This window comes from Streptomyces sp. MMG1121 (assembly GCF_001280015.1).
Taxonomy (GTDB): domain Bacteria; phylum Actinomycetota; class Actinomycetes; order Streptomycetales; family Streptomycetaceae; genus Streptomyces.
In genome coordinates this window covers 51,888-65,249 of the sequence record NZ_LGDV01000186.1, presented here as the reverse complement: position 1 = coordinate 65,249, position 13,362 = coordinate 51,888, and the positions used below count along the sequence as shown (strand labels likewise).

Annotated in this window: 11 protein-coding genes; 3 read left to right on the top strand and 8 right to left on the bottom strand. The window is 73.0% G+C overall.

Features of this window, described 5'->3' with window-relative positions:
- Window positions 1-175 precede the first annotated feature (175 nt).
- Window positions 176-1,480: a phenylacetate--CoA ligase PaaK gene (paaK, locus tag ADK64_RS17025; protein ID WP_053659774.1), complete on the top strand. Its 1,305-nt coding sequence runs from the start codon at window positions 176-178 to the stop codon at window positions 1,478-1,480.
- A 90-nt stretch (window positions 1,481-1,570) separates the two neighbouring features.
- The gene (locus ADK64_RS17020; RefSeq protein WP_234384605.1) at window positions 1,571-1,918 is read left to right on the top strand and encodes an ArsR/SmtB family transcription factor; all 348 of its coding nucleotides are present in this window, start codon (window positions 1,571-1,573) and stop codon (window positions 1,916-1,918) included.
- 76 nt (window positions 1,919-1,994) lie between these two features.
- Here ADK64_RS17020 and ADK64_RS17015 read toward each other — a convergent pair whose 3' ends face one another.
- From ADK64_RS17015 to ADK64_RS16985, 7 genes are all read right to left on the bottom strand, one after another.
- Window positions 1,995-3,491 carry an acyl-CoA synthetase gene (locus ADK64_RS17015; protein ID WP_053659771.1) on the bottom strand — a complete coding sequence of 499 codons (1,497 nt, stop codon included), beginning with the start codon at window positions 3,489-3,491 and terminating at the stop codon, window positions 1,995-1,997.
- A gap of 57 nt (window positions 3,492-3,548) precedes the next feature.
- Entirely contained in the window at window positions 3,549-5,099 is a 1,551-nt protein-coding gene (locus ADK64_RS17010; RefSeq protein ID WP_053659997.1) for an acyl-CoA synthetase, read from the bottom strand.
- Window positions 5,100-5,107: 8 nt separating this feature from the next.
- The gene (locus tag ADK64_RS17005) at window positions 5,108-6,220 is read right to left on the bottom strand and encodes a nitronate monooxygenase (RefSeq protein WP_053659768.1); all 1,113 of its coding nucleotides are present in this window, start codon (window positions 6,218-6,220) and stop codon (window positions 5,108-5,110) included.
- Window positions 6,221-6,299: 79 nt separating this feature from the next.
- Complete coding sequence (locus tag ADK64_RS17000) at window positions 6,300-7,865, bottom strand: phytoene desaturase family protein (RefSeq protein ID WP_053659766.1); 1,566 nt, start codon at window positions 7,863-7,865, stop codon at window positions 6,300-6,302.
- Between the two features lie 55 nt (window positions 7,866-7,920).
- Window positions 7,921-10,131, bottom strand: a complete 2,211-nt coding sequence (locus tag ADK64_RS16995; RefSeq protein WP_053659764.1) for a serine/threonine-protein kinase — start codon at window positions 10,129-10,131, stop codon at window positions 7,921-7,923.
- Window positions 10,132-10,235: 104 nt separating this feature from the next.
- A complete protein-coding gene (locus ADK64_RS16990; RefSeq protein ID WP_053659762.1) occupies window positions 10,236-11,078 on the bottom strand; it encodes an oxygenase MpaB family protein in 843 nt (280 codons plus the stop codon).
- Between the two features lie 9 nt (window positions 11,079-11,087).
- Complete coding sequence (locus ADK64_RS16985; RefSeq protein ID WP_053659760.1) at window positions 11,088-12,266, bottom strand: acyl-CoA dehydrogenase family protein; 1,179 nt, start codon at window positions 12,264-12,266, stop codon at window positions 11,088-11,090.
- Window positions 12,267-12,470: 204 nt separating this feature from the next.
- Here ADK64_RS16985 and ADK64_RS16980 point away from each other — a divergent pair, with 204 nt between their 5' ends.
- Window positions 12,471-12,836 (top strand): DUF6479 family protein, encoded by a 366-nt coding sequence (locus ADK64_RS16980; RefSeq protein ID WP_053659758.1) that lies wholly within the window; start codon window positions 12,471-12,473, stop codon window positions 12,834-12,836.
- A 63-nt stretch (window positions 12,837-12,899) separates the two neighbouring features.
- Here the strand turns inward: ADK64_RS16980 and ADK64_RS16975 are convergent, their stop codons facing one another.
- Entirely contained in the window at window positions 12,900-13,355 is a 456-nt protein-coding gene (locus tag ADK64_RS16975) for an RpiB/LacA/LacB family sugar-phosphate isomerase (protein ID WP_053659756.1), read from the bottom strand.
- Window positions 13,356-13,362: the final 7 nt, after the last annotated feature.

Sequence of the window (13,362 nt, the reverse complement as noted above, 5' to 3'; positions counted from 1 at the left end):
TCGGTCCACGGCGGCCGGGTGCAACGTTTTTGCGCAGACGGCACCGGTACCGGGTCGCCCGGAAAATCCGCGCAGCCCTCTTGCCTGGACGCGGATGGCCTGAATTACTGGCCCCGAACAGATCGACCGAATGATCGGTCGTCCGGAATGTACGGCCGGCAAGGGAGGCGTCTCGATGGCGGATGCGACGGACCTGCTCGACGCGGGTGAACGGCTCGGGCCCGACGAGCTGCGGACGCTTCAGCTGGAGCGGCTGCGCGCCTCGCTGCGGCACGCCTACGACCACGTGCCGTTCTACCGGGAGTCCTTCGACAAGGCCGGTGTCCGTCCGGAGGACTGCCGTTCGCTCGCGGACCTCGCCCGCTTCCCGTTCACGACCAAGAACGACCTCAGGGAGCACTACCCGTACGGCATGTTCGCCGTGCCCCGGGAACGGATCCGCCGGCTGCACGCCTCCAGTGGCACCACGGGTCTGCCCACGGTGGTCGGCTATACGGACAACGATCTTTCCATGTGGGCCGACATGGTGGCGCGCTCGCTCCGGGCGGCCGGCGCGCGGCCCGGCGACCTCGTGCATGTGGCCTACGGCTATGGGCTGTTCACCGGTGGTCTGGGTGCCCACTACGGTGCCGAGCGCCTCGGCTGTACGGTCGTCCCGGCCTCCGGCGGCATGACCGCCCGGCAGGTCCAGCTCATCCGGGACCTGAAGCCGACCGTGATCATGGTGACCCCTTCCTACATGCTCACGCTGCTGGACGAGTTCGAGCGGCAGGGCATCGACCCGCGCACCAGCTCACTGCGGGTCGGCGTGTTCGGGGCCGAGCCCTGGACCGAACAGATGCGGCGCGAGATCGAGGAGCGGTTCGCGATCGACGCCGTCGACATCTACGGGCTGTCCGAGGTGATCGGCCCCGGGGTGGCACAGGAGTGCGTGGAGACCAAGGACGGGCTGACGGTGTGGGAGGACCACTTCTATCCGGAGGTGGTCGACCCGATCACGGGCGAGCCGCTGCCGGACGGCGAGCGGGGCGAGCTGGTGTTCACCTCGCTGACCAAGGAGGCCATGCCGATCGTCCGGTACCGGACCCGGGACCTGACCCGGCTGCTGCCCGGCACGGCGCGGGTCTTCCGGCGGCTGGAGAAGGTCACCGGGCGCAGTGACGACATGGTGATCCTGCGCGGGGTGAACCTGTTCCCGACCCAGATCGAGGAGGTCGTGCTCCGCACGCCCGGGGTGGCACCCCATTTCCAGCTCCGGCTGACCCGCGAGGGCCGCCTGGACCGGCTGACCGTGCGCGCCGAGGCCCGCCCGGACGCCCCGCCCCAGGTGCGCGAGGCGGCGGCCCGGGCCATCGTCGCGGGCGTGAAGGACGGCATCGGGGTCTCCGTCGACGTGGAGATCGTGGACCCGGAGTCGCTGGAACGGTCGGTGGGCAAGATCCGCCGCATCGTGGACCTGCGGTCCCGGGACGCGGGGTAGGGCGGCCTTGTGGCCGGGCCGGTCACCGGCAGGGCGGGGCGCCCGTCCCACCACCAGGACGATGGGTCTTCGCATGGCCGTCCCAACCCGGTGCGGCTGCGGATGCTGCGCTGGCTGCGTGCTCCCGAGCGGCGCTTCCCCACGGATACGGCCGTCGCCGCCCCGGCCGAGGCGGGTGTGTGCGTGAGCCACATCCGGGCGCAGGCGGGGCCGGCCCAGTCGACGGTGTCGGCCTGTATGGCCGGACTCCGGCGGGCGCGGCTGGTCCGGGCCACCCGTGTGGGCAAGTGGGCCTGCTACGAGCGGGACGAGCAGCGCATCGCCGACCTGGTCGCGAGGCTCGGCCGGTCGCTCTGCCCTCCCCAACCCGCACCCCTCACCTCGCGCCCCTCGCCTCTCCGGCGCGTGCGCGTACCGGCCGGCCGCGCGGACCCATGACCGCGTCCAGGAGTTGGCGGCTCTCGGTCGACCGGCTACGACGGCTTCTCGGGCAGCGGCGACGACCGTTTCGCGGTCAGCCGCTGAAGCGGTCCCGCAGTTCGCGCTTGAGGATCTTGCCGCTGGCGTTGCGGGGCAACCGGTCCACGAACAGCACGCGTTTGGGTGCCTTGAACGGGGCGAGCCTCTCCTTCACGTGGGCGATGAGCTGATCCTCCGTCACTTCGGCGCGTGGGACGACGACCGCTGTGACGGCCTCGATCCAGCGCTCGTCGGGAAGGCCGATCACTGCGGTCTCCGCGACACAGTCATGGGTGTAGAGGGCGTCCTCGACCTGGCGTGAAGCCACCAGCACACCACCGGAGTTGATGACGTCCTTCACCCGGTCCACGATGGTGAAGTAGCCGTCGGCGTCGCGGACCGCGAGGTCGCCGGAGTGGAACCAGCCGTCGCGGAAGGCCTCGGCGGTCTCGTCGGGCTTGTCCCAGTAGCCCTCGCACAACTGCGGTGAACGGTAGACGATTTCGCCCGGGGTGCCGTCGGGCACGTCCTCGCCCTTGTCGTCCACGACGCGCGCGTCGACGAAGAGCACGGTCCGGCCGCAGGAGTCCAGCCGGCCCTCGTGTTCGCCGGGGGCGAGCACCGTGGCCAGCGGGCCGATCTCGCTCTGCCCGAAGCAGTTGTAGAAGGCGAGCGCGGGCAGGCGTTCCCGCAGTCGCTCCAGCACCGGGACGGGCATGATCGAGGCGCCGTAGTAGGCCTTGCGCAGGCCGTCGAGGTCGCGGGTGGCGAAGTCGGGCCGGTTCGCCAGGCCGATCCACACCGTGGGCGGCGCGAACAGGCTGTCCACGCGGCCCGCTTCGATCAGCCCGAAGAGGAGGTCCCCGTCGGGGGCGTCCAGGATGACGCTGCTCGCGCCGATCGCCAGATACGGCATCAGGAACACGTGCATCTGCGCCGAGTGGTAGAGCGGCAGCGCGTGCGCCGGACGGTCGCCGGCGCTCAGGTCGAGGGCGGTGATGGCGCTCAAGTACGCGTGGACGAGGGCCCGGTGGGTCATCATGGCGCCCTTGGGCAGGGCCGTGGTACCGGAGGTGTAGAGCAGTTGCACCAGGTCCTCGGCGCGGGGTTCCGGCCCGTCGTACGGCGGCGCGTCGGCAAGCCGCGCCAGGAGCGAGTCCTCGGCGTCCCTGAGCGGCAACACCCCTGTCCCGTCCGGGAGTCGGCCGGCCAGGCCCGGGTCGGCGAGCACGAGGGTGCTGCCGGACTGGGTGACGAGATACGCCAGGTCGTCGCCGGTGAGGTTCTGGTTGACGGGCACATGGACCAGGCCGGCCCGGGCGCAGGCGAGGAAGGCGATCAGGTAGGCGTCGGAGTTGTGGCCGTAGGCGCCGACCCGGTCGCCTGGCGCGAGCCCCTGCGCGCGCAGCACCGAGGCCGCGCGGGAGACGGCGTCGTCGAGTTCCTCGTACGTCCACCGCCGCTCGCCGTACTCCACCGCGAGGCGGGCCGGGGTGCGCCGGGCGGTGCGCCGCAGCACCCCGTCGACCGTGCTGCCGTGTCCGTGCGTCATGACAGCCGATCCTCGGGCCGCCGGACGTGCCGGTCAAGCACCCCGGTGCCGCTGCCGTCACACCGGCCGGGTGCGGCCTTGCCAGTACGGGTCCCGCAGGCGCCTCTTGTAGAGCTTGCCGTTGGGGTCGCGGGGCATCTCGGTGATGAAGTCGACGCTCTTGGGCCGCTTGTAGCCGGCGAGGCGCTGTGCGCAGTGGTCGAGGAGGGCGGCGGCGAGGGCCGGGCCCGGCTCGTGGCCGGGGGCCGGTTCGACCACGGCCTTGACCTCCTCGCCCCAGTCGTCGTGCGGGATGCCGAAGGCGGCGGCGTCGGCGACGGCCGGGTGGGACAGGAGCACGGACTCGATCTCGGCCGGGTAGATGTTGACCCCGCCGGAGATGATCATGTCGATCTTGCGGTCGCGGAGGAAGAGGTAGCCGTCCTCGTCGAGCACACCGAGGTCGCCGACGGTGAAGAAGTCACCGATGCGGTTCTTGCGGGTCTTGGCCTCGTCCTTGTGGTACGAGAAGCCACCGGTGCTCATCTTCATGTAGACGGTGCCCAGGTGGCCGGGCGGCAGCCGGTTGCCGTCGTCGTCGAAGACCGCGAGTTCGCTGATGGGCCAGGCCCTGCCGACCGTGCCGGGCTTCTTCAGCCAGTCCTCGGCGGTGGCGAAGGCACCGCCGCCCTCGCTGGCGGCGTAGTACTCCTCCACACAGTGCCCCCACCAGTCGATCATGGCCCGCTTCACATGGTCCGGGCAGGGGGCGGCGCCGTGGATGGCGTGCCGCATGGAGGAGACGTCGTAGCGGGCCTTCACCTCGTCCGGGAGGGCCAGCAGGCGGTGGAACTGGGTCGGGACCATATGGGTGTGCGTGCACCGGTGGGTGTCGATGCGGCGCAGCATCTCCTCGGGGGTCCACTTGTCCATGAGCACCAGCCGGTGTCCGATGTGCAGGGACGCGCCCGCGAACTGGAGGACGGCCGTGTGGTAGAGCGGCGAGCAGACCAGGTGGACGTTGTCGCCGAACGGCTTGACGCCGAAGATGCCCAGGAAGCCGCCCAGATAGGCCTCCTCGGGCGCCTTGCCGGGCAGTGGGCGCCGGATGCCGCGCGGGCGGCCCGTCGTGCCGGAGGTGTAGTTCATCACCCAGCCGAGTTCGCGTCCGGTGGGGGCCGACTCCGGTTGTCCGTCCAGCAGTTGGGCGTACGGCCGGAAGCCCTCTACCTCGCCGACCGCGTACCGGCGGGCGGCGGGCAGGCCCGCCTCGTCGGCGGCGGCGCGGGCAGCGGCGCCGAACCGCTCGTGGGCGATGAGCACCTTGGCGCCGGAGTCGGCGACGATCCAGGCGATCTCGGGGCCGACGAGGTGGTGGTTGACCGGGACCAGATAGAGGCCGGCCTGGGTGGCGGCCAGGTAGGCGGTGAAGAACTCGACGCCGTTGGGCAGGACGACGGCGAAGGCGTCGCCGCGTTCGAGGCCGGCCGCGCGCAGCCCGTGGACGAGGCGGTTGGCGGCGGCGTGCAGCCGTCCCGCGGTCCATTCCTCGCCGTCGGGGGCGATGAGGACGGTGTGGTCGGGGTGCTGGGCGGCCTGCGCCCAGAATCCGGCGGGGGGCGTGTTCACGGGTGTGCTCACTGCTGGCCGCTCCTTCCGGCGATGCGGTTGATGCGGTCCACGGCCCGCTCGAAGCCGCGGGTGAGGTCGTCGAAGACGGCCTGGACGCTGCGTTCGGCGCTCATCCGGCCGACGATCTGGCCGACGGGCGTGCCGAGCAGCGGTTCGACCTCGTACTTCTGGATCCGGGAGACCGCCTCGGCCACCAGCAGTCCCTGCAACGGCATGGGCAGGGTGCCGGGTCCGGCCGGGTCGTCCCAGGCGTCCGTCCACTCGGTACGGAGCTGGCGGGCGGGCTTGCCCGTCAGGGCGCGGGAGCGGACGGTGTCCCCGGACCCGGCGGCGAGCAGCTTGCGGGTCAGGGCGGGCGCGTGCAGATCGGCTTCCGTGGTGGTCAGCCATAGAGAGCCCAGCCACACGCCCTGGGCTCCGAGCGCGAGGGCGGCCGCCACCTGCTGTCCGCTGCCGATGCCGCCCGCCGCCAGGACGGGCAGTGGGGCGACGGCCTCCACGACCTCGGGGGTGAGCACCATCGTGGCGATCTCACCGGTGTGGCCGCCGGCCTCGTAGCCCTGGGCCACGACGATGTCGATGCCCGCCGCCTGGTGCTTGCGGGCGTGCCGGGCGCTGCCCGCGAGCGCGGCGACCAGGACGTCCTGGTCGTGGGCGCGGGCGACGACGTCGGCGGGCGGGGAGCCGAGGGCGTTGGCGAGCAGCCGGATCGGATGGTCGAAGGCGACGTCGAGCTGGGTGCGGGCCACCTGCTCCATCCAGCCGGTGATGCGCCAGCCGGACGCCTCGCCCTCGGCGAGTTCCGGCACCCCGTGCTGGGCGAGGGTGTCCCGGACGAACTGCCGGTGCCCCTCGGGGATCATCGCCTCGACCTCCGCCTCGGAGACGCCCTCCACCTTCTTGGCGGGCATCACCACGTCCAGCCCGTACGGCCGGTCGCCGACGTGTGCGTCGATCCAGTCGAGGTCGCGTTTGAGGTCGTCGGGGGCGGTGTAGCGGACCGCGCCGAGCACGCCGAAGCCGCCGGCCCGGCTGATGGCCGCGGCGACGGCAGGGAACGGCGTGAAGCCGAAGACGGCGTGCTCGACTCCCAGTTGCTTGCTCAGCTCCGTCTGCATGGGCGCAGGATGCCGCAGCGGGCCGGACGACGGAAGAGCTTTTCTGACGTTCCGTCAGATTCTTTTGGCGGCAGGGCCGCTATGCCGTGGCCTCCAGCACGGCCATCGCCGCGTTGTGCCCCGGCACCCCGCTCACCCCTCCCCCGCGCACCGCGCCCGCACCGCACAGCAGGACGTTCGCGTGCCGCGTCTCCACGCCCCAGCGGCCCGTGCCCTCCTGGGCGTACGGCCAGGACAGGGCGCGGTGGAAGATGTTGCCGCCGGGCAGCCCGAGGTCGCGTTCGAGGTCGAGCGGGGTCTTCGCCTCCAGGCAGGGGCGGCCGTGGGCGTCGGTGGCCAGACAGTCTTCGAGGGGCTCGGCGAGGTGGGTGTCGAGCTGGGCCAGGGTGGACTTCAGCAGTTCCTCGCGTACGGCGTCGTTGTCCCGGTCGAAGAGCCGGGCGGGGGTGTGCAGGCCGAACAGGGTGAGCGTCTGGTAGCCGCGCTCGGCGAGGCCGGGGCCGAGGATGGTGGGGTCGGTCAGGGAGTGGCAGTAGATCTCCGAGGGCGGCACGGCGGGCAGTTCACCGGCGGCGGCCTGGGTGTGGGCGGTGGCGAGCTGCCGGTAGCCCTCGGCGACGTGGAAGGTGCCGGCGAAGGCCTCGCGCGGGTCGACGTCCGGGTCGCGCAGTCTCGGCAGCCGGGTGAGCAGCATGTTGACCTTGAGCTGGGCGCCCTCGGCGGGCGCGGGCGCCAAGTCCCCGGTGAGCGTGGCCAGTTCCTGCGGTGAGGCGTTCACCAGGACGTGCCGGGCGGCGGCGACGCCCTCGCCGTCGGCCGTGCGGTAGGTGACCTCGGCGCGGTCGCCGTCGGTGGCGATGCGGACCGCCTCGTGGCCGGTGCGCAGGACCGCGCCGGCCGAGCGGGCCGCGGCGGCCAGCGCGTCGGTGAGGGCGCCCATACCGCCGACGGGCACGTCCCAGGCGCCGGTCCCGCCGCCGATGACGTGGTACAGGAAGCAGCGGTTCTGCACGAGGGAGGGGTCGTGGGCGTCGGCGAAGGTGCCGATGAGGGCGTCGGTGAGGACCACGCCCCGCACCAGGTCGTCGGCGAAGTCCCGCTCCACGGCGAGACCGATCGGCTCCTCGAACAGGGTGCGCCAGGCGGTCTCGTCGTCGATACGGCGGCGCAGCTCGTCGCGGCCCGGCAGGGGCTCGGTGAGGGTCGGGAAGACCCGCTCGGCGACGCGGGCGGTCGTGCCGTAGAAGCGCTGCCAGGCCGCGTACTCGCGCTCGCCGCCGGTCAGCCGGGCGAAGGCCTCGCGGGTGCGCCGCTCGCCGCCGCCGACGAGGAGTCCGGTGGGCCGGCCGTCGCGTTCGGCCGGGGTGTACGAGGAGATGGTCCGTGAGCGGAGGCGGAAGTCGAGCCCGAGATCGCGCACGATCTTCTGGGGCAGCAGGCTGACCAGGTAGGAGTAGCGCGACAGCCGGGCGTCGACGCCGGCGAAGGCGCGGCTGGAGACGGCGGCGCCGCCGGTGTGGTCCAGCCGTTCCAGCACCAGTACGGAGCGGCCGGCCCGGGCCAGGTAGGCGGCGGCGACCAGGCCGTTGTGTCCGCCGCCGACGATGACGGCGTCGTAGCTGCGGGTTCCCTCGGTGGCAGGCATGGTCCTTCGTAACACGTGCTGATCCACACGGGCCAGAGGTGCGCCCCGTACTCGGTCAGGTGCCGCCGGGCGTGTGCTGCCGGCGGACCACCGCGACCCGGCGGTACAGCTCGCCGGCCTCGGCGCCCCGGCCGAGCCGCTCCAGGCAGTGGGCCTCGTCGTTGCGGCTGGCGAGGGTGTCGGGATGGTCCGGGCCGAGGACGTTCTCGCGGGCGGCGGCGACCCGGCGGTATTCGGTGAGGGCGTCGTCCCAGCGGCCCAGCCAGCCGAGGGCCACGGCGACCTCGCGGTGGCTGACGAGCGTGTCGGGGTGGGCGGGTCCGAGGGCCTGCTCGCGGAGCAGGCGGACGTCGCGGGCCTCGGTCAGGGCCTCCTCCCAGCGGCCGAGCCGGCCGAGGCTGACGCCGAGGCCGTGCCGGGCGCGCAGGGTGTCGGGGTGGTCGGGGCCCAGGACGCGGGTGCGGTCCCCGATCAGGTCGCGGTACAGGCGCAGGGCGTCGGCGCCGCGGCCCAGGCGGCCGAGGCTGAGCGCGGTCTCGTAGCGGGCGGCCAGGGTGTCGGGGTGGTACGGGCCGAGCACCCGGGCCCGGTCCTCGGCGAGCGCGCGGTAGAGGTGCAGCGCCTCCTCCCAGTGGCCCGACTGGCCGTGCGCGTAGGCGACTTCGCAGCGCGAGACCAGGGTGTCGGGGTGATCGGGGCCGAGTACCCGGGCCCGGGCGGCGGCCACGTCGAGGGCGGTGCGGAGCGCGTCGGCCGGGCGGCCGAGCCGGCCCAGGGTGCAGGCGAGGTTGTGGCGGCAGCGCAGGGTGTCCGGGTGGTCGGGGCCCATGGCCCGCGTCCGGGCGGTGAGCACCGCGCCGTACAGCTGGTGGGCCTCGAAGTGGCGGCCCAGCCGGCCGAGCGCGTAGGCGGTCTCCTGGCGGGCGGCGAGCGTGTCGGGGTGGTCGGCGCCGAGCACGCGCTCCCGCGCCTCGGCGACCTCGCGGTAGCCGCGCAGGGCCTCCTCCCAGCGGCCCGACCGGCCCTGTACGTAGGCGACTTCGCAGTAGGCGGCCAGGGTGTCCGGGTGCTCCCGGCCGAGTGCGCGCGCTCTCGCCTCGGCGATGTCCGTGCAGGCGGCGAGCGTCTCGGCGACCGAGCGCTTGGCGGGTGGTGCCGCGAGGGGCCGTCGTGCGGCTGCGGATCCGTCGGGGCCGGTCGCGCCCCCGGGGTGGTGGCCGGTTGCCGGACACGGCTCCGCGTCCCTGCGGGGTACGGGCGCCCACCGGGCCGACAGGGCCGCCCCCGGATCCGGGGGCGGGGCACCGAGCCCGGCGCCGAGCGCCTTGTGGCCGGTGGTCATGTCGCGGGTCCAGGACGGCAGCCGGGTTCCGCCCCCGGCACCGGCGGGCTCCACGGCCCTGGCGGGGGCGGCTGCCGGGCGCCCGGCCCGGATCCGGTGGGCCAGCTCCCCGGCGTCGTAGGGCCGTTCCGCGGGCTGTTTGGCCAGCAGGTCGAGGATGATCTCCTCCAGGTGGCGGGGCAGTTCCGGCCGGCTCTCGCGCAGGGGGCGGGGCGGGGTGTCGCGATGGCCGATGAGGATCGCCCAGGCGTCCTCCAGGTCGAACGGCGGTGCCCCGGTGGCGATTTCGTAGAGCACGCAGCCCAGTGAGTACAGGTCGCTGCGCTGGTCCACCTCGCCGCCGCCGATCTGTTCCGGCGACATGTAGTGCGGGGTGCCGAGGGCGACGCCGGTGCCGGTCAGCCGGGCGGTGAGGCCGATGTCGTGGCCGAGGCGGGCGATGCCGAAGTCGCAGATCTTCACGGTGCCGTCGGTCAGCCGCACGATGTTGGCCGGTTTCAGGTCTCGGTGCACGATGCCGTGCCGGTGGGTGTACGCGAGGGCGTCGGCGACCTGGGCGGCGATGTCCGCCACGGCGTCCACGGGCAGCGGATGCCCCTTGTTGTCCGTCAGCAGCCGGCTCAGGTCGCGCCCCTCCAGCAGCTCCATCACCAGGTACGGCATGCCGTCGCACTCACCGAAGTCGTGGACGACGGTCACCCCGCGGTGCGAGAGCGCGGCGGCCACCCGGGCCTCACGGCGGAACCGTTCCCGCAGCACGCGGGCGAGGACCGGATCGTCGTACGGACCGAGCGGCTTGAGGCACTTCACCGCGACCTGCCGGCCCAGGGACTCGTCCCGGGCCCGCCACACCTCGCCCATCCCGCCCCGCCCGACCAGGCCGAGCAGCCGGTAACGGCCCTGAACGAGCCTGTTCTCCCCCATAGCGATCCGCCGCCCCCGTCGCCGTCCGCCCCGCCGCGGGAGGCCGCCGGCGCGCCGGCCGAGGCCGCCTGGGACCGCACCCCCTGCTCGCCCAGTATGGCGGGCTATCGTCCAACTTTGTACGGTGCCGGACGCGCGTCCGGGCCGAGCCTCGCCATCGCGCGCAGGATGTGTTTGGGCGGCAGTTGCCAGCGCACACGTGCGGGAACGCGCCGTAGGAGCCCGCCCGTGGCCCGCAGCCTGCGGGTCACGACGGCGGGTGCGGGGGCCGGTCTGCCGTACAGCTCGTGGGCGTACGGCGGCAGAGCGGCGTACGCCAGGTCCGCCACGCGCCGCCACAGCACCTCGCGCGCCGGTACGAGGAGGGGATGCGTCGGAGGCCGGAGCAGGAAGTCGTCCACCACGCGTGCCTCGGGTCCCGCGGCCAGCTCGGGCCGCACCTGGTCGAAGTAGGCGGCCAACTCCGCGCGGCTCGCCGGTACGGTCTGCGGGTCGAGGCCCACCAGGCGTGCGCTGACCCGGTGTTCGGCCAGGTACCGGTCGGCCGCCGCGTCGGAGAGCGGGAAGCCGGAGCGGCGCAGGACGTGCAGATACGAGTCGATCTCCGCGCAGTGCACCCACAGCAGCAGCGCGGGCTCGTCCACGCCGTAGCGCTCGGCGGTGTCCGGGTCGGTGGCCGTCAGCATCCCGTGGATCTTCCGGACGCGGGCGCCGGCCCGCTCGGCGGCGTCGGTGGTGCCGTAGGTCGTGGTGCCGACGAAGTCGGCGGTGCGCAGGAGCCGGCCCCAGGCGTCCCGCCGGAAGTCGGAGTTCTGCAGCACGCCCCGCACCGCGCGCGGATGCAGGGCCTGGAGATACAGCGCGCGGACGCCGGCGACCCACATCATCGGGTCGCCGTGCATCTGCCAGGTCACGGAGTGCGGTGTGAAGAGCCCGGGGTCGCCCATGGCCGCAGGCTAGCGCCGCACTCTCGGCATCCCCAGACCGATCCAGGAGATGATCTCGCGCTGGATCTCGTTGTTGCCTCCGCCGAAGGTGAAGATGACCGCCGAGCGGTAGCCGCGCTCCAGTTCGCCGTGGAGCACGGCGCCCGCCGACCCCTCGCGCAGCGGCCCGGCCGCGGCGACGATCTCCATGAGCCAGGCGTAGGCGTCCCGGCGGGCCTCGGAGCCGTAGACCTTGACGGCGGAGGCGTCCTGCGGGGTGAGCGTGCCCTCCTGGACGGCCGTGACCATCTGCCAGTTCATCAGCTTCATCGCGTCGAGCCGGGTGTGGGTACGGGCCAGCAGCCGGCGCACCCAGGACAGGTCGGCGACCCGGCGGCCGTCGGCGAGCTTGGTCTCGCGGGCCCAGCGCTGGACGTCGTGCAGGGCACGGATGGCCATGGTGCCGTGGGCGGCGAGGGTGACGCGCTCGTGGTTGAGCTGGTTGGTGATCAGCCGCCAGCCCTGGTTCTCCTCGCCCACGCGGCGGGAGACCGGGACGCGGATGTTCTCGTAGTAGCTGGCGGTGGTGTCGTGCGAGGCGAGCGTGTTGATGACGGTGCACGAGTAGCCGGGGTCGGTGGTCGGCACCAGGAGCATGGTGATGCCCTTGTGCGGCGGGGCGGCGGGGTCGGTGCGGGTGGCGAGCCACACCCAGTCCGCGGTGTCGCCGTTGGTGGTCCAGATCTTCTGTCCGTTGACGACGTACTCGTCGCCGTCGCGCACGGCCTTGGTCTTCAGCGCGGCAAGATCCGTGCCGGCGTCGGGCTCGCTGTAGCCGATCGCGAAGTCGATCGCGCCGGACAGGATGCGCGGCAGGAAGTACGCCTTCTGCTCCTCGGTGCCGAACCGCATCAGCGTGGGGCCGACCGTGTTCAGCGCCATCAGCGGCAGCGGTACGCCGGCCTGCGCGGCCTCGTCGAAGAAGATGAACTGCTCCATCGCCGTCATACCGCGCCCGCCGTACTCCTTCGGCCATCCCACGCCGAGCCATCCGTCGGCGCCGAGCCGGCGGATGGTGTCGCGGTAGAACCGCTTCTGCGCGGCCGGGTCGGCGTAACGGGCGTAGGCGTTGTCCGGGACCAGCTGCGCGAAGTAGGCGCGCAGTTCGGTGCGCAGTCGCTGCTGCTCGGGCGTGTGGTCGAGATGCACGGCGCCTCCAGGCTCCCCAAGGGCGGTCCTGACGGCGCACACCGTAGAACGTGTTCCAGAAATTGGGAATGAGGCGTCCGGGACGAATGACGAATTCAGCGGCCGCCCCGCGGGCGGCTCCCGCGGCAGCCGTCCGGCCGCCCCCCTCCACCGGTCACGCATTGTGTCCGATTCATCCTGGTTTATATGGGGTAAACCTGTCCTATGAGTACCGCATCGACACAGCTGGCCGCAGCAAGCGGCCTGATGAGCCTTGTTCTGTTCATCGTGGCCGTAGGTGTGCTCGCGCTGCTCGCCGGCGGCTTCTGGATGAACTCCCGCGTCAAGTACCGCGAGTCCCCCCGGCCGCGCCCCGACGAACAACCCACGCTGCCGCCGGAGGGGCCGGTGCACGAGGTCCGCGAGAACAGGGAATCCCAGGAGGTTCCCCAGATGCCCAAGGGCGGTCGCCCGCTCACCCCGTACGAGCTGAGCAACATGGACACCAGGCCGAGCGCGTCGAAGGAGCGTCCACGCTGGAGCAAGGGGTCCAGCGGCTCGTTCGGCGGCGGCGGACTCGGCGCCCACTGATCCCCGGCGGTCACTGAGACGGTCACTGACTTCCCCGGCCCGCGCCGGGCCGCCGTACTCCGCCTAGGAGTCCTTCCGGGCGGCGTCCAGGCGGCCGACGCGGGCCACGTTCTGCCGGTCCTCGGGATCCTGGCTGGGCTCGGCGGCGAACCAGGCGTCGAGGATCTCCGTCAGCAGCGGCCCGGAGGTCAGACGCAGACCGAGCGCGAGGACGTTGGCATCGTTCCAGCGCCGGGCGCCCTCCGCCGTCACGGCGTCCGTGCACAGGGCGGCCCGGACTCCGGGCACCTTGTTGGCCGCGATGGACGCGCCCGTGCCGGTCCAGCAGCACACCACGGCCTGGTCGGCGGCGCCCTCGGCCACGTCCCGGGCGGCGGCCTCGGAGCAGGCCGCCCACCGGGCGTCCGCCCCGGGCCGCAGCGCACCGTGCGCCCGCACCTCGTGGCCGCGCTTTTCCAGCTCGGCGAGGAGAAGCCGGGCCACGGGTTCGTCCATGTCGGAGGAGACGGAGATCCGCATGGCAGGG